This is a genomic window from Vibrio sp. 10N.222.55.C6 (assembly GCF_041473395.1).
In the GTDB taxonomy this organism is placed as follows: Bacteria; Pseudomonadota; Gammaproteobacteria; order Enterobacterales; family Vibrionaceae; genus Vibrio; species Vibrio crassostreae_C.
This window is the reverse complement of record NZ_JBFRSD010000021.1, coordinates 1-21,079: the sequence shown is the minus strand read 5'-3', so window position 1 is coordinate 21,079 and position 21,079 is coordinate 1. Positions and strand designations below refer to the sequence as shown.

The 21,079-nt window shown below is 44.1% G+C and carries 24 protein-coding genes; 13 read left to right on the top strand and 11 right to left on the bottom strand.

From position 1 onward, the window contains the following. Nucleotides 1–12: 12 nt before the first annotated feature. From AB4486_RS14555 to rpsB, 5 genes are all read right to left on the bottom strand, one after another. Nucleotides 13–765, bottom strand: a complete 753-nt coding sequence (locus AB4486_RS14555; protein ID WP_017063364.1) for an isoprenyl transferase — start codon at nucleotides 763–765, stop codon at nucleotides 13–15. A gap of 98 nt (nucleotides 766–863) precedes the next feature. After that, on the bottom strand, nucleotides 864–1,421 hold the full coding sequence (gene frr, locus AB4486_RS14550; RefSeq protein WP_017060741.1) for a ribosome recycling factor: 558 nt from the start codon (nucleotides 1,419–1,421) through the stop codon (nucleotides 864–866). 98 nt (nucleotides 1,422–1,519) lie between these two features. Next, complete coding sequence (gene pyrH, locus AB4486_RS14545; RefSeq protein WP_017060742.1) at nucleotides 1,520–2,251, bottom strand: UMP kinase; 732 nt, start codon at nucleotides 2,249–2,251, stop codon at nucleotides 1,520–1,522. Nucleotides 2,252–2,406: 155 nt separating this feature from the next. Continuing rightward, nucleotides 2,407–3,252, bottom strand: a complete 846-nt coding sequence (gene tsf, locus AB4486_RS14540; RefSeq protein WP_010436487.1) for a translation elongation factor Ts — start codon at nucleotides 3,250–3,252, stop codon at nucleotides 2,407–2,409. Between the two features lie 138 nt (nucleotides 3,253–3,390). Continuing rightward, nucleotides 3,391–4,122 carry a 30S ribosomal protein S2 gene (gene rpsB / locus AB4486_RS14535; RefSeq protein ID WP_009847420.1) on the bottom strand — a complete coding sequence of 244 codons (732 nt, stop codon included), beginning with the start codon at nucleotides 4,120–4,122 and terminating at the stop codon, nucleotides 3,391–3,393. A 457-nt stretch (nucleotides 4,123–4,579) separates the two neighbouring features. Between rpsB and map the strand changes: the two genes are divergently transcribed. The 3 genes from map to AB4486_RS14520 all read left to right on the top strand — a co-directional run bounded on the left by map (nucleotide 4,580) and on the right by AB4486_RS14520 (nucleotide 8,820). After that, complete coding sequence (map, locus tag AB4486_RS14530; protein ID WP_065583997.1) at nucleotides 4,580–5,458, top strand: type I methionyl aminopeptidase; 879 nt, start codon at nucleotides 4,580–4,582, stop codon at nucleotides 5,456–5,458. Between the two features lie 138 nt (nucleotides 5,459–5,596). Beyond that, nucleotides 5,597–8,218 carry a bifunctional uridylyltransferase/uridylyl-removing protein GlnD gene (gene glnD / locus AB4486_RS14525; protein ID WP_372112407.1) on the top strand — a complete coding sequence of 874 codons (2,622 nt, stop codon included), beginning with the start codon at nucleotides 5,597–5,599 and terminating at the stop codon, nucleotides 8,216–8,218. A gap of 218 nt (nucleotides 8,219–8,436) precedes the next feature. Further along, nucleotides 8,437–8,820, top strand: coding sequence for a DUF3461 family protein (locus AB4486_RS14520; protein WP_102533637.1), 384 nt, complete (start codon nucleotides 8,437–8,439; stop codon nucleotides 8,818–8,820). Nucleotides 8,821–8,945: 125 nt separating this feature from the next. Here AB4486_RS14520 and truC read toward each other — a convergent pair whose 3' ends face one another. Beyond that, nucleotides 8,946–9,695, bottom strand: a complete 750-nt coding sequence (gene truC / locus AB4486_RS14515) for a tRNA pseudouridine(65) synthase TruC (protein WP_372117511.1) — start codon at nucleotides 9,693–9,695, stop codon at nucleotides 8,946–8,948. After that, complete coding sequence (locus AB4486_RS14510; protein WP_017063358.1) at nucleotides 9,695–10,009, bottom strand: YqcC family protein; 315 nt, start codon at nucleotides 10,007–10,009, stop codon at nucleotides 9,695–9,697. The genes truC and AB4486_RS14510 overlap by 1 nt, the downstream gene beginning before the upstream one ends. Nucleotides 10,010–10,096: 87 nt before the next feature. On the opposite strand from AB4486_RS14510, the gene AB4486_RS14505 reads away from it, so the two are divergent. Further along, nucleotides 10,097–11,137 (top strand): DUF3549 family protein, encoded by a 1,041-nt coding sequence (locus AB4486_RS14505; protein ID WP_017060747.1) that lies wholly within the window; start codon nucleotides 10,097–10,099, stop codon nucleotides 11,135–11,137. Nucleotides 11,138–11,221: 84 nt separating this feature from the next. Continuing rightward, complete coding sequence (locus tag AB4486_RS14500) at nucleotides 11,222–11,530, top strand: DUF3301 domain-containing protein (RefSeq protein WP_372117509.1); 309 nt, start codon at nucleotides 11,222–11,224, stop codon at nucleotides 11,528–11,530. Here AB4486_RS14500 and AB4486_RS14495 read toward each other — a convergent pair. Beyond that, nucleotides 11,496–12,014: a GNAT family N-acetyltransferase gene (locus tag AB4486_RS14495; RefSeq protein WP_017060749.1), complete on the bottom strand. Its 519-nt coding sequence runs from the start codon at nucleotides 12,012–12,014 to the stop codon at nucleotides 11,496–11,498. The genes AB4486_RS14500 and AB4486_RS14495 overlap by 35 nt on opposite strands. 768 nt (nucleotides 12,015–12,782) lie before the next feature. Between AB4486_RS14495 and AB4486_RS14490 the strand changes: the two genes are divergently transcribed. Together AB4486_RS14490 and AB4486_RS14485 are read left to right on the top strand one after the other, a co-directional pair. Continuing rightward, the gene (locus AB4486_RS14490) at nucleotides 12,783–13,070 is read left to right on the top strand and encodes a hypothetical protein (protein ID WP_017069390.1); all 288 of its coding nucleotides are present in this window, start codon (nucleotides 12,783–12,785) and stop codon (nucleotides 13,068–13,070) included. A 54-nt stretch (nucleotides 13,071–13,124) separates the two neighbouring features. Continuing rightward, nucleotides 13,125–13,568 carry a YaiI/YqxD family protein gene (locus AB4486_RS14485; protein ID WP_017063355.1) on the top strand — a complete coding sequence of 148 codons (444 nt, stop codon included), beginning with the start codon at nucleotides 13,125–13,127 and terminating at the stop codon, nucleotides 13,566–13,568. Nucleotides 13,569–13,680: 112 nt separating this feature from the next. On the opposite strand, the gene AB4486_RS14480 is transcribed toward AB4486_RS14485, so the two are convergent. The 3 genes from AB4486_RS14480 to AB4486_RS14470 form a co-directional block, all read right to left on the bottom strand. Beyond that, entirely contained in the window at nucleotides 13,681–15,267 is a 1,587-nt protein-coding gene (locus tag AB4486_RS14480; RefSeq protein ID WP_010436458.1) for an AbgT family transporter, read from the bottom strand. Nucleotides 15,268–15,655: 388 nt separating this feature from the next. Next, nucleotides 15,656–15,781: a type B 50S ribosomal protein L36 gene (ykgO, locus tag AB4486_RS14475; RefSeq protein ID WP_010436457.1), complete on the bottom strand. Its 126-nt coding sequence runs from the start codon at nucleotides 15,779–15,781 to the stop codon at nucleotides 15,656–15,658. After that, nucleotides 15,781–16,041, bottom strand: a complete 261-nt coding sequence (locus AB4486_RS14470) for a type B 50S ribosomal protein L31 (protein ID WP_136982694.1) — start codon at nucleotides 16,039–16,041, stop codon at nucleotides 15,781–15,783. The genes ykgO and AB4486_RS14470 overlap by 1 nt, the downstream gene beginning before the upstream one ends. Nucleotides 16,042–16,164: 123 nt before the next feature. Between AB4486_RS14470 and tsaA the strand changes: the two genes are divergently transcribed. The 6 genes from tsaA to AB4486_RS14440 all read left to right on the top strand — a co-directional run bounded on the left by tsaA (nucleotide 16,165) and on the right by AB4486_RS14440 (nucleotide 20,677). Further along, nucleotides 16,165–16,860 (top strand): tRNA (N6-threonylcarbamoyladenosine(37)-N6)-methyltransferase TrmO, encoded by a 696-nt coding sequence (gene tsaA / locus AB4486_RS14465; protein ID WP_372117507.1) that lies wholly within the window; start codon nucleotides 16,165–16,167, stop codon nucleotides 16,858–16,860. Nucleotides 16,861–16,961: 101 nt separating this feature from the next. Further along, nucleotides 16,962–18,677 (top strand): proline--tRNA ligase, encoded by a 1,716-nt coding sequence (locus tag AB4486_RS14460; RefSeq protein WP_372117504.1) that lies wholly within the window; start codon nucleotides 16,962–16,964, stop codon nucleotides 18,675–18,677. 190 nt (nucleotides 18,678–18,867) lie between these two features. After that, nucleotides 18,868–19,557 (top strand): tellurite resistance TerB family protein, encoded by a 690-nt coding sequence (locus AB4486_RS14455; protein WP_372117502.1) that lies wholly within the window; start codon nucleotides 18,868–18,870, stop codon nucleotides 19,555–19,557. 164 nt (nucleotides 19,558–19,721) lie between these two features. Continuing rightward, nucleotides 19,722–19,925 carry a YaeP family protein gene (locus tag AB4486_RS14450; protein WP_009847436.1) on the top strand — a complete coding sequence of 68 codons (204 nt, stop codon included), beginning with the start codon at nucleotides 19,722–19,724 and terminating at the stop codon, nucleotides 19,923–19,925. Nucleotide 19,926: 1 nt separating this feature from the next. Further along, entirely contained in the window at nucleotides 19,927–20,118 is a 192-nt protein-coding gene (locus AB4486_RS14445; protein ID WP_102467014.1) for a DUF4250 domain-containing protein, read from the top strand. Between the two features lie 232 nt (nucleotides 20,119–20,350). Next, on the top strand, nucleotides 20,351–20,677 hold the full coding sequence (locus AB4486_RS14440; RefSeq protein ID WP_017072003.1) for a hypothetical protein: 327 nt from the start codon (nucleotides 20,351–20,353) through the stop codon (nucleotides 20,675–20,677). Nucleotides 20,678–21,079: the final 402 nt, after the last annotated feature.

Sequence of the window (21,079 nt, the reverse complement as noted above, 5' to 3'; positions counted from 1 at the left end):
AAAAAATCCTTATTAACTGTCCATCAAAGCTTTAATTTGCTCACCGGTGCATCCAAAACGACGCTCACGGTTAACAAACCAAGTCACAGCTTCTACTAAGCTGTCTTCATTAAAGTCTGGCCAGAATTGTTCAGTGAAATACATTTCGGCGTAAGCCAACTGCCAAAGCATAAAATTACTAATGCGGCATTCGCCACTGGTACGGATAAGTAGATCAACCTCAGGAATATCTGCCATCGTCAGGTGCTGTGTAATCATAGCTTCATCAATGTCATCTACATTAATATCGCCAGACTTTACCTGTTGAGCAATAGAGGTCATTGCTTGCTGAATATCCCACTTACCGCCGTAGTTAGCTGCAATATTAATAACCATACCCGTATTGGTGCTAGTCAAAGCTTCCGCTTCTTCTATCTTCTTTTGTAGTCGATCATTGAAACGACTTTTATCACCAATAACACGAAGTTGTAGATTATTTTTATGAAGCTTTTTAACTTCACTCGACAGCACTGAAATAAACAGTTCCATCAAGATACCGACTTCTTCTTCAGGACGACGCCAGTTTTCGCTACTAAATGCAAAAAGAGTAACGGCTTTAATGCCAAGTCTGGCTGCAGAAGAGATAGTTTTACGAACGGCTTGAACACCGTTTTTATGGCCAAAGACGCGAGGCTTGCCCTGAGCTTTTGCCCAGCGACCATTACCATCCATAATGATAGCAATGTGTTTAGGAAGAGAGTCTGTGAACGCTTGAGAATTATGCATAAAAGAGTGAATCAAATTCTAATAGTCGAACAGAGTAGCATAAAAAAACGCTGCACCGTGAGTACAGCGTTTTTCCGGAAAGAAAAGAATATGGAAAATTAAACTTCCATCAACTCTTTTTCTTTAACAGCTAGAACTTCGTCTACGTTCTTAACCGCAGCGTCAGTTAGCTTTTGAATTTCGTCTTGTGCTTTACGATCTTCATCTTCAGAGATTTCTTTATCTTTAAGAAGTGCTTTTAGATCGCCATTCGCGTCACGACGGATGTTACGGATAGCAACACGGCCACCTTCAGCTTCGCCACGAACGATTTTAACTAGGTCTTTACGACGCTCTTCCGTTAGCGGTGGAAGTGGAACACGGATAACTGTACCCGCAGACATAGGGTTTAGGCCTAGGTCAGATGTCAGGATTGCTTTTTCAACTAGAGGAGTCAGTGTTTTATCAAACACTGTAATAGCTAGTGTACGTGCATCTTCAGCGATAACGTTAGCTACTTGAGTCAAAGGCGTTGGAGCACCGTAGTACTCAACAGTAAGACCAGAAAGTAGGCTCGGGTGCGCACGGCCTGTACGAATCTTTTGCAGGCTGTTTTTTAGTGCATCAACACTTTTTACCATGCGCTCTTGAGCGTCTTTTTTGATTTCGTTAATCACAATTTCACCTTGATTATGTTCTTTCTTCAAGAAAGCTTTTTATTTGGAGTGATAAGGATAAGCTTACCAAGGTACAACACCTCAGTAAGCCCGAAAAATTAGTCAGCGTCGCTGATTAATGTACCTTCAGTTTCACCCATAACCACGCGACGTAGTGCGCCTGGTTTATTCATGTTAAATACACGGATTGGCATTTTGTGATCACGTGCTAGCGTAAATGCAGCCAAGTCCATTACTTTAAGTTCTTTATCAAGAACCGTGTTGTAAGACAACGTATCATACAACTCTGCGTCTGGGTTTGCTACAGGGTCAGAAGTAAATACACCATCTACTTTTGTCGCTTTTAGAACTACGTCAGCTTCGATTTCGATACCACGTAGACATGCAGCAGAATCCGTAGTGAAGAATGGGTTACCCGTACCAGCAGAGAAGATCACAACGCGACCTTGACGTAGTTGGCTGATTGCATCTGCCCAGTTGTAGTCGTCACACACACCTTTAAGAGGGATTGCAGACATTACACGTGCGTTTACGTAAGCACGGTGAAGAGCGTCACGCATTGCAAGGCCGTTCATTACCGTTGCAAGCATACCCATGTGGTCACCAACAACGCGGTTCATGCCAGCTTCAGCAAGACCAGCACCACGGAACAAGTTACCGCCACCGATAACAACACCAACTTGAACGCCTAGTTCAACCAATTCTTTTACTTCTTGAGCCATACGATCAAGGATCGTTGGGTCAATACCAAAACCTTCTTCGCCTTGTAGCGCTTCACCGCTAAGTTTTAACAGAATACGTTGATACACTGGTTTAGGGTTCGTAGTCATGGAGTTTACCTTCCAAAGAGTTGATGATTAACAGTCATGGATAAAAACTGAAGAGCTCAGTTTGCATTCATAACAGCTAAAAGTCGGAAATAATTCATTATTCATAAAAAGACCGCAGCATTTGCCACGGTCTTTTTCAAACAATACGCTAAGGATTAACCTTTTTGTACCGCAGCAACTTCGTCAGCGAAGCTCATTTCAGCCGCTTTCTCGATGCCTTCACCAACTTCTAGACGTACGAAGTCAGATACTGAAGCGCCTTTCTCTTTCAGGATAGCGCCAACAGTTTGCTTAGGCTCCATGATGAAAGCTTGACCAGTTAGAGAGATTTCGCCCGTGAATTTCTTCATACGGCCAACAACCATTTTCTCTGCGATTTCAGCTGGTTTGCCTTCGTTCATAGCGATTTCAACTTGAACTGCTTTTTCTTTCTCAACTACGTCTGCAGGTACGTCTTCTGGGTTTAGGAACTCAGGACGTGATGCAGCAACGTGCATTGCAACGTGCTTAAGCGTTTCAGCTTCGCCTTCACCAGCAACAACAACACCGATTTTCTCGCCGTGACGGTAAGAAGCTAGTGCAACACCTTCAACGAATTGTACGCGACGGATGTTGATGTTTTCACCGATCTTAGTTACTAGTGCAATACGCGCTTCTTCAAATTTAGCTTGAAGAGCAGCGATTTCTAGACGTTCTGCTAGAGCAACTTCAGCAACTTCGTTAGCGAATGCAAGGAAACCTGCATCTTTAGCTACGAAATCAGTTTGGCAGTTAACTTCAAGAAGAGCAGCTGCGCCGTTTGCTTCTTTGATGATGATTGCGCCTTCAGCAGCAACGTTACCAGCTTTTTTAGCTGCTTTCGCTGCGCCAGATTTACGCATGTTTTCAATTGCTAGCTCGATGTCGCCTTCAGCAGCAACAAGTGCTTTTTTACATTCCATCATGCCCGCAGCTGTGCGTTCACGAAGTTCTTTAACTAGAGCTGCAGTTACAGTTGCCATTCTCTATTCCTCAGTAAATTCTAAAAAAGATAAAAAACAGGGGCCTAATTAATTGGCCCCTGATATTGACTGTATTCAGTCCGTTAAGCCACCGATTATGACCGCTTAATATGAACTAAATATGGCTCAGAGCCGCTATTATTCAGCTTCTACAAAACCGTCTTTTTCAGCAGCTACAGCAGCAACATCTTTGTTACGACCTTCTTTAACCGCGTCTGCAGCAGCGTTTAGGTAAAGCTGTACTGCACGGATTGCATCATCGTTACCTGGGATAACGAAGTCAACGCCGTCTGGGTTAGAGTTAGTATCAACTACAGCGTAAACTGGGATACCTAGGTTGTTTGCTTCTTTAACTGCGATGTGTTCGTGATCAGCATCGATTACGAATAGAGCGTCTGGAAGGCCGCCCATGTTCTTAATACCACCAAGAGATTTCTCTAGCTTCTCCATTTCACGAGTACGCATTAGAGCTTCTTTCTTAGTAAGCTTGTCGAAAGTACCGTCTTGAGCTTGCGCTTCAAGTTCTTTCAGACGCTTGATAGACTGACGAACAGTTTTGTAGTTCGTTAGCATACCGCCTAACCAGCGGTTGTTAACGTAGAACTGGTTGCTGTTGATAGCAGCTTCTTTAACAGCTTCAGATGCAGCGCGCTTAGTACCAACAAAAAGAACTTTACCTTTCTTCTCGCCAACTTTAGCAATTTCAGCTAGAGCGTCGTTGAACATTGGTACAGTTTTTTCTAGGTTGATGATATGTACTTTGTTACGAGCACCAAAGATGAATGGCTTCATTTTTGGGTTCCAGTAACGAGTTTGGTGACCGAAGTGAACACCAGCTTTAAGCATATCGCGCATTGATACAGTTGCCATTTTAAAATCCTCTATGGGGTTAGGCCTCCACATCCCCCATGAATCCGACCCCTAACAACTAACCACTTTTCAGCCGTTATCTATGTTGTTGAGGCACCCCGGAACATGTGTCGGAATGTGTGTGATTTAAAGAAATAAGTTAGTGGACACAAAGCTTGTTTCGCCAAGTGGAGAAAACAGTCCTGATGTCCGGCGCGCTTTATACCATATTTTGTCTATCTATGGCTAGAAAAAATTCTAAAAATGGCGACTGCTATACTGAACCGTGGCGGCGAATTTCCTCTGTAAAATAGTGTCCTATTCAAATCACGCTGCACCATTAAACCGAACATTATCCACTCAGATTGAGCAGTATCCACCAATATTGTACGGACATGGTAATGTTGCGCTAAAATGCTGCACTGATAGAATAGCCCCAATATGCACACTTAGGTGCTACCAAATTAAGAGATATGCAATGGCTGTAAAAATTAAAACTGCTGAAGAAATCGAAAAAATGCGCGTTGCCGGCAAACTGGCCGCTGAAATTCTAGAGATGATTGAACCTCACATCCAAGTAGGTACAACGACAGAAGAACTGAACAAAATCTGTCACGAGTACGCTCTAGAAAGAGGCGCATACTCAGCACCACTTGATTACCACGGTTTCCCTAAGTCAATCTGTACGTCTATCAACCACATCGTGTGTCACGGCATTCCAGCATCACAAGATGAGACAGGTAGCACAGGTCAATTCAAACCTGCAGTATTGAAAGATGGCGATATTCTAAACGTTGATATAACTGTGATTGTTCCTGATGATGAAAATGCAGACCTAAGCGTTCGTCCACAAGGTTACCACGGTGACACCTCTAAGATGTTCCTTGTTGGTGAGGTTTCACCGGCAAACAAGCGTCTATGTATGGTTGCTCAAGAAGCACTTTACGAAGGCATGCGCCAAGTTAAGCCAGGTGTTCAACTTGGTCAAATCGGTACTGCTATCGAGAAGTACATCAAAACAAACAACAAGAACAACCCACGCGCTAAGTTCTCTATTGTTAAAGATTACTGTGGTCACGGCATTGGTTCTGAATTCCACGAAGATCCACAAGTAGTTCACTACAAGAACAGCGATCGCACCGTGCTAAAAGCAGGCATGTGCTTCACTATCGAGCCAATGATCAACGCGGGTAAGTTTGGCTGTCGTCTTGATGACGAAGATAGCTGGACAGTATACACAGCAGACAGCAAGAACTCGGCTCAATGGGAGCACACTCTGGTTGTAACTGATACTGGTTGTGAAGTACTAACACTGCGCAGCGATGATACAATCCCACGTATCATGAAGAACGCTTAGTTCACCGAACTGAGCGCATCAGCCTTTTAAAAATATCCTCGCATTGTCGAGGATATTTTTTATCCACTCAATTTCGATTTTCCATCAGCTTCTGTTAAATTGTTTACTATTCTCATTTGCTTGCACGGATAGCAGACTATGCCTTATCAATGCCCTCTTACGTTCAATGACGAACAAATTGAAATCTGCGAATTAAAAAATCAGCTCGAGATCTTCACGCAGTATCAAAAAAATGAATTTCTGAACCACCATCCCGTCACCGATTTGGTTCTACTGCGCTCCGAATACATGGATTTACTTCTCAATCGTTTGTGGGAAAATTTCGGATTCAACAAACTGCCTCATATTTCACTTGTCGCAGTGGGTGGTTATGGTCGTGGCGAACTGCATCCTTTGTCTGACATTGATATTCTCATTGTCTCGCAAAAAACACTACCACCAGCTCTTGGTGAAAAGGTCAGTCAATTCATTACTCTACTTTGGGATTTAAAGCTCGAAGTTGGCCATGCTGTGCGAACTATTACTGAGTGTCTCGATATCGGCACCGATGATTTAACCGTCGCGACCAACCTACAAGAGTCGCGATTGTTATGTGGTAGTGAAGACACTTTCCAAGAACTAAAACTGAAGATTCATTCCGATTCATTTTGGCCAAGTGAGACGTTTTACAAAGCCAAGATTCAAGAACAGAGAGAGCGTCATGCTCGCTACCACGACACCACCTATAATTTAGAACCGGACATCAAATCGACTCCGGGAGGGCTCAGAGACATCCATACCCTGAGCTGGGTTGCGCGTCGCCACTTCGGCGCGACCTCTTTGTTAGAGATGAGCAAATACGGCTTTCTGACCGATGCTGAATATCGTGAGCTCGTTGAGTGCCAAGATTTTTTATGGCGTGTTCGCTTTGCATTGCATATTGAACTGCGCCGTTACGACAACCGTTTAACGTTCGCGCATCAAGCTCAAGTCGCTGAACATCTGGGTTATACGGGTGAAGGAAACCGTGGTGTTGAGATGATGATGAAAGAGTTCTACCGAACCCTTCGTCGTGTTGCTGAACTGAATAAGATGCTGCTTAAGCTGTTCGATCAAGCGATCATCAATGGCGGTCAAACCCAAGACGCTGAAATTCTCGATAGTGATTTCCAACGTCGAGGTTCGTTGATCGAAGCGCGCAAGCCTGCCCTATTCCAAGCAAGACCAGAAACGATTCTCGATATGTTTATCCATATTGCCAATGACTCGACTATCGAAGGGGTAAGTCCACCAACACTGCGACAACTGCGTACGGCACGCCGTCGATTGAACCGATTCCTGCATACCATTCCTGAAGCTCGTGACAAGTTCATGGATCTAGTTCGCCACCCTAATGCCCTGCACAAAGCCTTTAGCTTAATGCACAAATTGGGCGTGCTCTCTGCGTACTTACCGCAGTGGAGCCAGATCGTTGGTCAGATGCAGTTTGACCTATTCCATGTTTACACCGTGGATGAGCACAGTATCCGCCTGCTCAAGCACATCAACCGCTTTGGTCAAATCGAAAACCACGATAAGCACCCTATCTGCTGTGAAGTCTATCCTCGAGTACAGAAGAAAGAGTTGCTGATCCTTGCCGCTATCTTCCATGACATCGGCAAAGGCCGCGGCGGAGACCACTCTGAGATAGGTGCGGTTGAGGCTTACTCTTTCTGTATTGAACACGGGCTATCGAAGCCTGAAGCCAAACAAGTCGCGTGGTTGGTACAAAATCACCTATTGATGTCAGTAACGGCTCAACGTCGTGATATCTACGACCCAGATGTGATCACCGAATTCGCCAAAAAAGTGCGTGATGAAGAATCACTCGAGCTACTGGTTTGTTTAACCGTTGCCGATATCTGTGCGACTAACCCTGAGCTATGGAACAGTTGGAAACGAACCCTGTTAGCTGAGCTGTTCCACTCAACGCAGCGAGCACTGCGCCGCGGCTTGGAAAACCCTGTCGATGTCAGAGACCGTATTCGTCACAACCAACAAATGGCATCAGCACTGCTGCGTAAAGAAGGCTTCACCGCTCGTGAGATTGAAGTGTTGTGGCAACGCTTTAAGGCCGATTATTTCTTGCGTCACACACATAAACAAATCGCTTGGCACTGTGAGCACTTACTTCGCCTAGAAGACCCAAGCCAACCGTTAGTGCTGATCAGTAAGAAAGCGACGCGCGGTGGCACAGAAGTGTTCGTTTATTGTAAAGACCAAGCAGCACTGTTTGCGACCGTGGTTGCCGAACTCGACAGACGTAACTTTAACGTTCATGACGCGCAGGTCATGGTTAGCAAAGATGGTCATGTTTTGGATACCTTTATCGTACTAGACCAGCACGGCGAAGCGATTGATGAAGCAAGACACAAAGCCGTTGCTAAACATCTGACTCATGTATTGACTGATGGCCGCCCGACTAAGATTAAGACGCGTCGCACGCCACGTAACTTGCAGCATTTCAAGGTGAAAACCTTAGTTGAGTTCCTACCAACCAAGAGTAAGAAACGCACCTTGATGGAGTTAAGAGCTCTTGATACACCAGGGTTGTTGGCTCAAGTCGGTGCAACCTTTGCAGAATTAGACATTAACTTGCACGGTGCGAAAATCACCACCATAGGTGAGAGAGCTGAAGATTTGTTTATTCTGACCAGTGACGCGGGAGGAAGACTGTCTGAAGAACAGGAACAAGCGCTAAGAGAACGATTAACTGAGCATGTTTCAGAACTCGCACCTTAGAAAGCTAATTTAGTGCTAGAAGTAAGTTATTACTAGGAAACAAGTTTAGCTCTAGGAATAGCTTTAATAGCCAAATAAGTGTGGGCAAAGATAGAGAGCGATCTTGCCCACAACTTACAATCAATTCACAGATATCAACTATCTAGCTCGTCGTTAGGCTGCTACATTGATCAAGTCAATTACATAAAAGTATTACATTCATAACCTAGAGGTCGCTTATGTATCCAAACCTCACTGGCTTAGGTATCCACGAACCTAAACAGATTGAACGTTACTCCCTTCGCCAAGAAGCTCATAAAGATATCCTGAAGATTTACTTTCGTAAGCAGAAAGGTGAACTGTTCGCGAAAAGCGTTAAGTTTAAGTACCCACGACAAGTAAAAAGTGTGCTTGTTAGCGGTGGCAATAATCAATACAAAGAAGTGACTGAGATTAACCGCAACCTCACTCTTGTGATTGATGAGCTCAATAAGATCACCAAACCGACGCCAACCGCTGAGGTCGATGTGAAGCAGAAGATCCTTACCGACTTACGCCACTTAGAGAAGGTTGTATCAAGTAAGATCTCAGAGATCGAAGCCGATCTAGAAAAACTGAAATGATCCCGCGATGAGCGACTAACTAACATTAGTTTTACCGCTAAGATTGCATAGACACAAAAAGGGCTGATATCACTATCAGCCCTTTATTTTTATTCTATTTTCTATGTTTACTAGACGCCTGGTCTTTACTTAGACGACCGTACTTCAGCATTCACCAAGCTGGTATCCCACTCAAAGGTTTCAAACAACCTTAGCCACGTTTCATCTAGGCTGGCCTTCATCACCAACTCTTCTTTTGTGAAAGGATGGATAAAGCGAAGCTCAGAAGCGTGCAACAACAAACGATGCGAATCTAAATCATCACGGAACAGTCGATTGTGCTTACCATCACCATGTGAAGTATCACCGACAATCGGATGTCTTAGATGAGCCATGTGACGACGCAGCTGATGTTTGCGACCTGTCTTTGGCATCATCTCAACCAAGCAGTAGCGGCTCGTAGGAAAGCGTCCTGTTGAATATGGCACTTCTACTTTTACTAGCGGTTCATAGACTGTCACTGCCTCTTGCGCTTCTTTGTCTTCTTTCGCGAACTTATCTGCGATCTTATCCAGCTCAACCTTAAGTGCATAATCGAGCGTATCGCCCTCTTCTATCCAACCACGGACAATCGCATGATAGGTTTTTTGCATCTCATGATTAGCGAACATTGGCATCACCTGTGAAGCAACCTCACTCGACAACGCAAACACCAACACACCCGATGTCGGTCTGTCTAAGCGGTGTAATGGAAATACATGCTGACCAATTTGATCGCGCAATGTCTGCATAACAAATTGCGTTTCGTGTTTATCCAACCATGAACGATGCACTAGCATGCCAGCGGGCTTATTCACCGCGACAAAGTACTCATCTTGATAAATGATCTCTAACATTACGCACATACCTCATCAATGCTCTGAATTGTCACTAGCAGTTCGACTTTGTCTGCCTCATTTTTCCACACTTCACCAAAATAAGGATGGATAGCAAAGCCTTTCGGTAGGCTCATTTGGGCATCCATCATTGCGTTGATCTTAACGATAAAGATCCACTGCAACCACTCTTCCGGTTGTAACGAATCAATCCCGAAAGGTTCAACGCTCGCCAGAGCTTCATCCGAAGGCGGAAGCGTGCTCCATAGCGAACATTGGCGCATTTGTTCTTCTAGTTGTTGAAGTAAAAGAGGTAACTTTGTGGCTGCTGTCATTTTTCACCAAGTTATTTATCTAGTGACCTTGAAATTGGGGCATAGAGTACCATCTATTTAGGAAAGAAAGTTAGGAGCTTTATTACTATGGAAACGATTCACACGCTCACTCAGTTACTAAAGAATAGCGGTTGCCAGTACGATATCTACGACCTAGGTCGCCGTATTCAGAAGATCGACAACACCTTATTCTCTGATGTTGAGCAAGGGAAACAGCCGTACCCATTTCCACTTCAGAAACAAGCTCACTTAGCGATTAGTTACTGGAACGAACACAAGCAACCTTGGATCTGGTTCCTAAAATTCAAACTGGACGAAAGAGGCCTATTACATCAAGGTGATGTCGGCAATTTCCTTAAGTTTGTTATCGAAGCGATGGGCACACGTTTGAACGGTGAGATCAGCGAAGAGCAACAACAAAAGCTGTCAAACAACCCATATACCTTCAAGCCTTCAGAAGACAAAATGGCCGTGTTCCATAGCCAAGTAAGAGCAGGTTTAGACCTTGCAACGAGCCAATACTACGAACACGCTCAACACTACTTCACAGGCGATCTAGGCTGGGACAACTGGAAAACCGTTGGCCTACAAGGCATCACTGATATGTGTGCTCGTTTAGGCAGCCAACAAAATGGTGTCGCGATTCGCAAAGCATTGAATAAGCTGCCTTCAGAACCTCTATACGCGACTCTCGGGGCGCTTGAGCATACGCAAATCAATGACAAGCTCGCTCAACGCTTACAAGAAATGGCAGAGAATGAGATTAACAGTCAAGAGCCAGATCTGTTCTTACTGTCAGCACTGGTACGTGCCCTTTCTGGCGCAGAGCAAAGCACAACCAACGCCGTAATTAACCAAGTTCTGGCTAGCCCGCGCTTAAGCCACCAAGAAGTATTGATTGGTTTGGCTGGTCGCAGCTGGCACGCACTGCAAGATCCTGCGATTGCTGAGCAGTTCTTGCTGCGTCTCGCACAAACGGGCAACCAAAACTTGTTCAATCAGTTATTTGCAGATTTAGTGATGATTCCGACACTGAGAATGGTATTTTTACCATTATTGAACTCGAACCCATCACCAGAACTCGCCAATGCACTTGTAGAATTACAACAAGCGGCTAAGTCGCAATAGATACCAGACAGAACAGCTCAGTAGCTCATAACAAAAAGCTCAAATCACGAACGGAATAGAGAGATAAAAGGAAGTATGGATTAAATGATAGATAACTTATTGGCTATTTTGATGCTGTGCTTCTTTTGCTTTCTGTTTTGGCAACAGCGCAGGCAATCCGAGCTTGCGAAAGCTGCCATTGCAAGAAAATGTAAAGAGCTCGACTTACAGCTATTAAGTGTTGCCTTTAGTGGTCATAAACTTAAGATGCGCCATGAGCTCACCACCATTTGGCGCTGGCACACCGTGTATCAATTTGAGTTTTCAGTGTTAGGTGATGACCTGTACCAAGGGAAACTGACCATGGTGGGCTTCCGTTCTATGCGGTTTGAGCTACAGCCTCATAGAATGTAACGTCGCAATACGCGGTATAACTATATTCATGATAAGGGCCAAACTGATCTTGTTTGGTCTCTTTAAATGCAAAGCCTAACTTTTCAAGTAACTTAATTGATGGGTTATGACCAACATTAACGGTCGCGACAACATTCGTTAGGTGTTCTTCAAAACAAACCAAACTAAAGAAAGGTTTTAGCACTTCACTAGCAAGGCCTTGATTCCAAAACTCCTTGTCCAGAATAAATCCCAGTTCATGCTTCCCTTCTTCAGACGAAACAAACAAATGCCCGAGGTATTCGCGGGTTTGGTTGTGGATAATGGCTCGGCAAAAACCAACGTTGTCGTTCAGTATTTCTTGAAATAGGTGTTTTGCAGAGGCAATAGAATGCGGCCCGTTCATTTCAGCACGATTGATGGGGCAGCAATTCAACTTGATAAAGTCATGTTCTAACTGCTCGGTATAAGGTACCAACAGCGTTCTTGAGGTTGCTATCGTCATAAAACACTCCTTGTGTTGACCATTAGCAGAAAAGCAGATGTCGCGTGCTTAGATAAAAGCTCCTGAATTAAAGAGAGCCCCTAGATAGAGAAAAAGCCTTAGGAAAAGAAAAGCCCCGACACCGAAGTGTCAGGGCTAGGGTCTTACTCGCAGCAGTCCGGCTACTAATTAATGCTCCATGCATCATCCATAATAGTGGCTGTAATCCTTCAGCTCTTTCCTTTACTTCGCCGTCCTAGCGGTGTCCAATCATCCTGAAAGCTAACAATCCTAGTTAGCGCACATCACTTGTTCCGTGAGCGGTGTCCTTTACATCGTCCTGATGCTAATCCAACCCTTTAATCCTAAAGGTGTCCATTGTCATTCCGTTGCAGCTAACTTCCTGTTAACTGACTGTATCCCTACAATGTCCTTACGCTCCATGCTTGATCACTCAATCCTAAGTAACCAAATCTTCATCCTGAAGATAACCAAATCCTTGGTGCTTTCCTGTTCCGTGTCAGAATCCTTCCGACAAGGTTTAATTTACGCGATTTAGGATTTCGGACAATAGATTTGCATCACATTTTGAATTCAAGAAAGTTGTTAATTATATAAAACAATTAAAATTCAACACCTTAACCATGTGCACATCAATCTCTCTAGCGATGTATTCGTGTTATCTCACAACCTTTGTAAGAGATCTCTCACAAGCCATGGGCGGTTTTATGATTCGCTATCATTCACCAGAGCGAGTAAAATGACTAAAGACTAAAAATGGAGATCAACATGCTGACAAAAGATGTTTCTGAAGAGTTGAAATCAGTGCTTGAAGGACTGCAAGCGCAAGGGAAAGAGCCGACAGTTGCTTTAGTTAAGGCTCGTATGAGCACATCCGTTCCGATGCCCGCTTTAATCACGACCATCAAGAGCTGGAAAAGCGCAAATCGTGTTCCTAAAGTTGAAGTCGCGACACAAGAAGAGCCAGCACTTGATCGTGTTAGCCAACTGGAAAAGCAAATCCTTGAACTCACTGCTCGCGTTGCCATGCTTGAAGCTAAACTAACTGATCAATAAGGCAACTGAGCAATAAGTTGACCGATAAATAAGCTAACAGAGAAATAGAACACTATGAAGATATGGGTTGATGCGGACGCTTGTCCAAAGGTTATCCGAGAAACAATCGTACGCGCAGCTGAGCGCACAGGGGTTGAATGTACCTTTGTGGCAAACCATCTGGTTCCCGTTCCTAAACGCAATAACATTCACTCAATTCAAGTGCCAAGCGGGTTTGATATTGCTGATGATGAAATCGTAAAGCGCACTGAACCCGGCGATCTTGTGATTACATCCGATATCCCTCTGGCTGACGAAGTGATCACTAAAGGTGGGCAAGCACTCAGCTCTCGTGGTGAGCTTTACACCAAAGAGACCATTAAAGCGCGTCTGAACATTCGTGACTTTATGGATACCATGCGCTCAAGTGGCATCCAAACGGGTGGACCAAGTGCCCTTTCTCAAACCGACCGTCGTGAGTTCGCAAACCACTTAGATAGAATTCTAGCCAAACGCTAGCTGGCTCATCCGAGCTTAACCTAGTTCTATCTCTCCATAAAAAATCAAAAAACCTGCAAACAATGCAGGTTTTTTTAATATCAATTAGAAGAAGGTTTCCCCTACTCTACAACTAAGGCGTGTAGTACGTTGCAGCGCCTGGACCTACTGGTAGACCGAATACGAATACCCATAGGTAGAACAAGATGCTCCAACCAAACATGAATACCATTGAGTAAGGCAACATTGTCGCGATCAGTGTACCGATACCTAGGTTCTTCATGTAGCGAGTTGCTACGGCAAGGATAAGACCGAAGTAGCTCATCATTGGTGTAATGATGTTGGTTGTTGAATCACCGATACGGTAAGCCGCTTGAATCGTTTCAGGTGCGTAGCCTACTAGCATTAGCATTGGAACGAAGATTGGCGCTGTTACTGCCCACTGTGCAGAAGCTGAACCGATCATCAGGTTAATGAAACCACACATTAGGATGAATGCGAAGAACAACATTGGACCCGTTAGGCCGATATCCTGAAGGAATGTTGCGCCGCCTACAGCAACCACTTGACCAAAGTTCGTCCACTTAAAGAAAGCAACAAACTGTGCAGCAAAGAATACAAGAACGATGTACATGCCCATTGAAGACATCGACGTTGCCATTGCATTAATCACATCACGGTCATTCTTCATTGAACCGGTAATTTTGCCGTAAACAAAACCAGGAATAGCAAAGAATACAAAGATAAACGCGACGATACTTTTCAGGAATGGAGAGCCTGAAATCGTGCCCGCCTCTGAACGTAGAACACCGTCAGCAGGAACAACAGTCCAAGCTAAAAGCGCACTCACGATTAATACAGCGACACCCGCCAATCTAAGGCCTTTCTTCTCAATAGCAGTAAGCTTACCCATTGAGTCATTTGAAAGATCTTCAGACGCGTCTTCGACATTGTATTTACCCAGTTTAGGTTCAACAATCTTCTCTGTTACCAATGCGCCGGCAATCGAGATAAAGAAGGTCGAAATAAACATGAAGTACCAGTTTGATTCAGGGCCAACAGAGTAAGATGGATCAAGCATTTGTGCTGCTGTTTCTGTGATACCAGAAAGCAGTGGATCAACCGTACCGATAAGTAGATTTGCAGAATAACCACCAGATACACCAGCAAATGCTGCCGCTAGACCTGCTAATGGGTGACGACCCAATGAGTGGAAAAGCATTGCTGCAAGAGGGATAAGTACTACGTAACCCAGCTCTGAAGCCGTGTTAGAGATAATACCGGCAAATACCACGGTTACAGTAACCATGCGCTGAGATGCGCCCATTACCATGCCGCGCATTGCCGCAGATAATAGACCTGAGTGCTCAGCAATCGCAACACCTAGCATTGCAACAAGTACAGTACCAAGTGGCGCAAAGCCAACAAAGTTCGAAACTAGATTCGTTACGATGAGTTGTAAGCCTTCAGCATTAAGTAAGCTTACAACGTGGATCATACCATCAGCAGCACGACCACTAGCACCTTCAGGGCGAGGGTCCATGACAGACACTTCAAAGTAACCAGCAATACCTGAAGAAACTAGGATTGCGACACAGAAGATAGCAAAAAGAGTGATTGGGTGGGGTAAAAGGTTCCCCAAATATTCAACGCTGTCTAAAAAGCGTGTGAAAATAGGTTTTTTTGGTGCGTTGTTTTTTATTGAAGCAGATGAACTCATCTGTTCCCTCCTTGTGTAGTGATTCCTGTGCAATTGTGACAAAGATGTTCAAATTGCCAGCGAAGGGTACGCGACAAAAATATCAATTAGAAATTCAAAATGTTACAAAGTGTGTAACAAACGACGACTTTTAACTCTATTTGAACAATTAATTAGCAAATAAATCTATATTAAACACAAAAACTAGATTTATAATTTACAACAACGCATTCACTAGAAATATAACTCACAATATAACCCATTGATTCACTTGAAAATAAAATACATCGTACGTTAAATACACACTCGATATCCGGTTAAGTTCCTCTCGAAGGAAAAGAAAAACAGACAAATGAATGAAGTTTGACTTTCCCCTCGTTTTTACACACATGTCACATCATATTGACGGTTATTTTTGAACCGCTTTAAATCTTGGATTGGATTTACAGATCACATAGTGACGCCCTCTACGCTTAACTATCTGGCAATCAGGGTGACGGCTTTTCGCACTTTTAAGTGATTTAACAACTTTCATTATTTAGCTCCCTTACCTAATTGACCAAAACGACGAGTGAAGTTCGCAACGCGTCCCTCTTTATGTAGCACTCGTTGTTTGCCCGTATAGAAAGGATGCGACTTTGGCGACACCTCAATCGTGAAGTAAGGGCAAGTATTGCCGACTTCCCATTCGATAGTACGGTCTGTTTTTAGCGTTGAGCCGATTAAGAAGTACTCATCGACACTGGTGTCATGAAAAACCACGGGACGGTAATCTGGATGGATATTCGGTTTCATTGTATTTCCCTAAATAATTAAATTGATACGTTATAACATATCAAATGTTAATTATTATCAAAAGAAAAACAAGCGATTTTATGATATTTTTCCGTCTTAACTGAAACCAGAGAACACCTTGCTATGTACACCATTAAACCTGTTGGCTTTATTGAGTCTCCTTATAAAGAGAAGTTCGCTGTGCCAAGACAGCCTAGGTTAGTACCAACATCCACCTCAAGAGTCAGGTTGGTTGACGCAGCAAACTGCCTTGAGTCTGTTCGAGATATTGAGCAATTTAGCCATGTGTGGTTGTTGTTTTTGTTCGATAAGAACCTTGAAGCAGGCTGGAGACCAACCGTGAGGCCACCTCGCCTTGGCGGCAATGAACGTATTGGTGTCTTCGCGTCACGTGCCACATTCAGACCAAATGGAATTGGCATGTCTGCGGTTGAACTAAAAGGTGTGTCTCAAGAGAAAGGACAGACTTGGTTGGATCTCGGCAGCGTCGACTTAGTAGACGGTACACCGATCATCGACATCAAGCCTTATATCCCCTATTCAGATTCGATTCCGGATGCATTGGGAGGGTTTGCCGCCGATGAACCAGAAGTGCTCGACGTTAACTTTTCGCAGCAAGCGCAAAGTAAGCTCGCAAGCCATCCACAAGCGCGCCATATCATTCAGGTGATCAAAGAAGTATTAGGCCAAGATCCTCGCCCTGCCTATAAGAAAGGTAAGCCTGACAACAAGGAATATGCGGTAAATTTGTTCAATCTTAACGTGAAATTCGTGGTTGAAACGCTTTTCATCAATGTAACTGACATTGAACGCTTTTGAGATCCCAAATAGGCTGATATTATATGCGGCTATATCAGATTTGCTGTGGTTACGAACGACAGCAAGTTTTCTTTTATCAATGATGAAACGGATACCATAGAATGCGTACCAGTAACTACCTTCTTTCTACTCTGAAAGAGACTCCAAACGACGCAGAAGTTATCAGCCACCAGCTGATGCTACGTGCAGGTATGATCCGTAAGCTAGCTTCAGGTTTATATACTTGGCTACCTACTGGTCTACGTGTACTGCGTAAAGTCGAAAATATCGTTCGCCAAGAGATCGATAATGCAGGTGCCGTTGAAATCTTGATGCCCGTAGTTCAACCGTTTGAGCTTTGGGAAGAGACTGGCCGTTCTGAAAAGATGGGGCCTGAGCTACTTCGTTTCACAGACCGTCACTCTCGTCCATTTGTTCTTAGCCCAACAGCTGAAGAAGTGGTAACGAGTCTAGTACGTAACGAGATCAGCTCTTACAAACAGCTACCTCTAAATCTGTACCAAATCCAGACTAAATTCCGTGATGAGCGCCGCCCTCGTTTTGGCGTAATGCGTGCACGTGAATTCTCTATGATGGATGCGTACAGCTTTGATATCGACAAAGAAGGCTTAGAAAAGTCTTACCAAGCGATGCACGATGCTTACTGTAAAGCATTCGACCGTATGGGCCTTGAATACCGTCCAGTATTGGCAGACTCTGGCGCAATCGGCGGCAGCGGCTCTCAAGAGTTCCACGTTCTTGCTGAAAGCGGCGAAGACCTAATCGCATTCTCAACTGAGTCAGATTACGCAGCAAACATCGAAAAAGCAGAAGCACTTGCTCCTACTGAAGATGCAGCAGCACCAACTCAAGAGATGGAACTGGTTGATACACCAAATGCGAAAACTATCGCAGAATTGGTAGAGCAACACGGTCTAGCAATCGAGAAGACAGTTAAGACTCTATTCGTTAAAGCTTCTGATGAAGTAGACGCTGATATCATCGCGCTAATCATCCGTGGTGACCACGAACTGAACGAAGTGAAAGCAGAGAACCTTCCACAGGTTGCTTCTCCGCTAGAGATGGCTTCTGAAGAAGAAATCCGCGCACTTGGTGGTGCAGGTCCTGGTTCACTTGGACCTGTTGGCCTAGAGCTACCATTCATCGTTGACCGCTCTGTTGCTGTAATGAGCGACTTTGGCGCTGGTGCAAACGTAGATGGTAAGCACTACTTCGGCATCAACTGGGGTCGTGACGTTGAGCTTGCTCAAGTTGAAGATCTACGTAACGTTGTTGAAGGCGACCTTAGCCCATGTGGTCAAGGTACTATTCAGCTTAAGCGTGGTATCGAAGTTGGTCACATCTTCCAACTAGGTAATACTTACTCTAAAGCAATGAACTGTAACGTGCTTGGTCCTGATGGTAAGAGCGTAATCCTAGAAATGGGTTGTTACGGTATCGGTGTTTCACGTGTTGTTGCATCTGCTATCGAGCAAAACCACGATAAATTCGGTATCACTTGGCCAGACGCACTAGCGCCGTTCCAAGTTGCTATCGTACCAATGAACATGCACAAATCTGAGCGCGTTAAAGAAGCAGCTGAGAAGCTATACGCTGAATTAACAGCTATGGGTATCGAAGTTTTATTCGATGACCGTAAAGAGCGCCCTGGTGTTATGTTTAAAGATATCGAGCTTGTGGGTATCCCTCACACTATCGTTATCGGCGATCGCAGCATGGACGAAGGTAACTTCGAATACAAAAACCGTCGTACTGGTGATAAAGAAGCTATCGCAATGGACACGGTTATCGAGCACCTTAAGGCTCAACTAGCTTAGTAATCCGATTACTGACTAGATAAACATTGAAAGGCTGCCGTTAGGTGGCCTTTTTTGTGCCTGTCATTTCGCTTCAAACTCCCTTCTATTTATCAGTAGAGTAAATAACGTAAGTTAATCCCCTGTTCATCTTTAAATCCGTATATTGGTGTCATCAACTTTTTGGACATGCTCACCATTGGAGGTATCGATGGATATCAAAAGCTTACTGAACCAAGCACTTAAATCAGATCTCGTAAAACAAGGTACTCAGAAACTTTCACAAGGGTCTTCAAGTTTAAGTGGCCTTTCTCAAGGCAGCAATAGCAAGAGTAGCAGTAAAAGTACACTCGGAGCCTTCGGTGCAGGCGCAGTTGGCGGAGGACTGTTAGGTGCGTTAATGGGCTCTAAGAAGACTAAGAAAATGGGTAAGAAAGCGGCTGGGATTGGCGGCGCAGCAGCACTGGGCGCTTTGGCTTATAAAGTCTACAACGACTACCAGTCCAAACAAGGCCAGACACCTAACGCCGAACAGGCTCAGTTTGATGAAAATGATGCAAACCACAGCGTGCTGATTCTACGATCGATGATTGCCGCGTCTAAAGCTGATGGCCATGTTGATGAAGAAGAGATGGCTAAGATAGAGCAAGCCGTCGAGAATATGGGCGCTGATTATCAACTGACTAAATTGGTCTCTGAAGAACTGCATAAGCCACTCGACCCAAGCGAAATCGCTCAACTGGCAACGTCACCTCAACAGGCGAGTGAGATCTACTTAGCCTCTTTGATTGTGGCCGACGAACAGAATTTCATGGAAAAGGCGTACCTGAAAGAGCTCACGAAACAGCTCAATCTTGCTGATGAAGTCACCTATCAACTTGAACAACAAGTCTCTGGCTAATCGGCAAGTACCAAACGAAGCCGTAAAGAACGGCCTAAGCAGCGAGCTAACCAAGTGAGATATTGAGCAAGGACAAACTAACTCTGAACTTGATCAGATCCACTTTGTTTTTGCTTATCTCTATGTGTATATTGAGATCAGTTATCATTTGGTTAGGTATAAAAATGAAAGTATACGATTGTTGTGATTTGGTGCGTGAACTGTATTCTCAAATTGGCAGTGGCGACCAAGGCTATATCCCTAAAGCGATCACCTGCGCGGTAAAAACATTGAATGACCTTGCTGCAGATGAATCTCTTCCTAAAGAAGCACGTGATCGCGCTGCATTTGCCGCAGCCAATCTGCTGATCTCAGATTTCGAGGACTAACATGAACCTCGCTAATTTTGAAAAGATGGACTCTGTGATGTTGATGAGTATCGTCAACATGAAGTTACGTGACGACTTCGGTGGTGACTTGGATCGAGTGGTCAACTTCTACGAAATCGACAAAGCAGCCTTAATCGCTAAGCTCGCGTCTGCTGGTTTTGAGTATCTTCCAGAAGCTAAACAGTTTCGATAGTCGTTTAAAAAATCTTCCTATTTAAAGACCAACCTCTGTGTTGGTCTTTTTTTGTTGGTGATACGTAATAAGGAAACACGCAGCAAACCCATTATAAATTAGCTGTATGCACCTATACTTTTATATCTTAGAGTCAACGAACGCGCCTTGAACCAAAGCGTATTGTTGTATAGGCTACCTAAACTAGCATATAAAACTCATCACTCAAATTGATGATAGTGAAGGATTAACAATGAAAAGACTCGGACTTTTAGCCGTTATCGCAGCCGCACTCACCGCAGGTTGCGCTTCAAATACTCAGCAAGACAACTTTCGCGAAGCCTCTTTTGAGCTGTGTAATACTGAAGTCGATATTTACTCTGTAAGCCATGATGAACGAGTTCGTATCGTCTGTTCTGATGGCTCTAAATTCGCTTTGAACAGCGAAGACACATTAGAAGTGATGCGTGACATCAACATCGACTACTGTGATGGCGAAGGCCTAGGTAAGTTCAGTGAAAGCCGCCACTACTACTCTTTCAAGTGTAAGTCAGGCACCCTACTTAGCATCAAAAAGTAGAATCGACACTACCAAATACCAAAGGGTTAATGTGAAAGCATTAACCCTTTTTAATACCCGCTTTTCTTTACTCTTAATCCCAAATCCACCAGCCACCAGATACAAAAAATAGCTCCTTTAAAGAAGCCTCTAGTATCATTGCTTTTCAAAGTAGTTGTTTGAAATTCTAAGAGAGCACGCAGAGATTACGGGTGTAAGTGAGCATGCTCGACAACAATTTTAAAACTTCCAAGTACAAAAAAGGCCCCTATTAAGGAGCCTCTAGTATCAATATTTTTCAAAGTAGTTGTTTGAAATTCTAGGAGAGCACGCGGAGCTTACGAATGTAAGTGAGCATGCTCGACAACGTAATACCCAAAAAAACAAAAAAAGCTCCCAACAGGAGTAATGCCGTTCACTTAA

Coding starts and splice junctions, on each gene's coding strand:
- AB4486_RS14555 (WP_017063364.1), bottom strand. CDS start 765: ATGCATAATTCTCAAGCGTTCACAGACTCTCTTCCTAAACACATTGCT.
- pyrH (WP_017060742.1), bottom strand. CDS start 2,251: ATGACTACGAACCCTAAACCAGTGTATCAACGTATTCTGTTAAAACTT.
- tsf (WP_010436487.1), bottom strand. CDS start 3,252: ATGGCAACTGTAACTGCAGCTCTAGTTAAAGAACTTCGTGAACGCACA.
- rpsB (WP_009847420.1), bottom strand. CDS start 4,122: ATGGCAACTGTATCAATGCGCGATATGCTTAAAGCTGGTGTTCACTTC.
- map (WP_065583997.1), top strand. CDS start 4,580: ATGGCTGTAAAAATTAAAACTGCTGAAGAAATCGAAAAAATGCGCGTT.
- glnD (WP_372112407.1), top strand. CDS start 5,597: ATGCCTTATCAATGCCCTCTTACGTTCAATGACGAACAAATTGAAATC.
- AB4486_RS14520 (WP_102533637.1), top strand. CDS start 8,437: ATGTATCCAAACCTCACTGGCTTAGGTATCCACGAACCTAAACAGATT.
- truC (WP_372117511.1), bottom strand. CDS start 9,695: ATGTTAGAGATCATTTATCAAGATGAGTACTTTGTCGCGGTGAATAAG.
- AB4486_RS14510 (WP_017063358.1), bottom strand. CDS start 10,009: ATGACAGCAGCCACAAAGTTACCTCTTTTACTTCAACAACTAGAAGAA.
- AB4486_RS14505 (WP_017060747.1), top strand. CDS start 10,097: ATGGAAACGATTCACACGCTCACTCAGTTACTAAAGAATAGCGGTTGC.
- AB4486_RS14500 (WP_372117509.1), top strand. CDS start 11,222: ATGATAGATAACTTATTGGCTATTTTGATGCTGTGCTTCTTTTGCTTT.
- AB4486_RS14495 (WP_017060749.1), bottom strand. CDS start 12,014: ATGACGATAGCAACCTCAAGAACGCTGTTGGTACCTTATACCGAGCAG.
- AB4486_RS14490 (WP_017069390.1), top strand. CDS start 12,783: ATGCTGACAAAAGATGTTTCTGAAGAGTTGAAATCAGTGCTTGAAGGA.
- AB4486_RS14485 (WP_017063355.1), top strand. CDS start 13,125: ATGAAGATATGGGTTGATGCGGACGCTTGTCCAAAGGTTATCCGAGAA.
- AB4486_RS14480 (WP_010436458.1), bottom strand. CDS start 15,267: ATGAGTTCATCTGCTTCAATAAAAAACAACGCACCAAAAAAACCTATT.
- ykgO (WP_010436457.1), bottom strand. CDS start 15,781: ATGAAAGTTGTTAAATCACTTAAAAGTGCGAAAAGCCGTCACCCTGAT.
- AB4486_RS14470 (WP_136982694.1), bottom strand. CDS start 16,041: ATGAAACCGAATATCCATCCAGATTACCGTCCCGTGGTTTTTCATGAC.
- tsaA (WP_372117507.1), top strand. CDS start 16,165: ATGTACACCATTAAACCTGTTGGCTTTATTGAGTCTCCTTATAAAGAG.
- AB4486_RS14460 (WP_372117504.1), top strand. CDS start 16,962: ATGCGTACCAGTAACTACCTTCTTTCTACTCTGAAAGAGACTCCAAAC.
- AB4486_RS14455 (WP_372117502.1), top strand. CDS start 18,868: ATGGATATCAAAAGCTTACTGAACCAAGCACTTAAATCAGATCTCGTA.
- AB4486_RS14450 (WP_009847436.1), top strand. CDS start 19,722: ATGAAAGTATACGATTGTTGTGATTTGGTGCGTGAACTGTATTCTCAA.
- AB4486_RS14445 (WP_102467014.1), top strand. CDS start 19,927: ATGAACCTCGCTAATTTTGAAAAGATGGACTCTGTGATGTTGATGAGT.
- AB4486_RS14440 (WP_017072003.1), top strand. CDS start 20,351: ATGAAAAGACTCGGACTTTTAGCCGTTATCGCAGCCGCACTCACCGCA.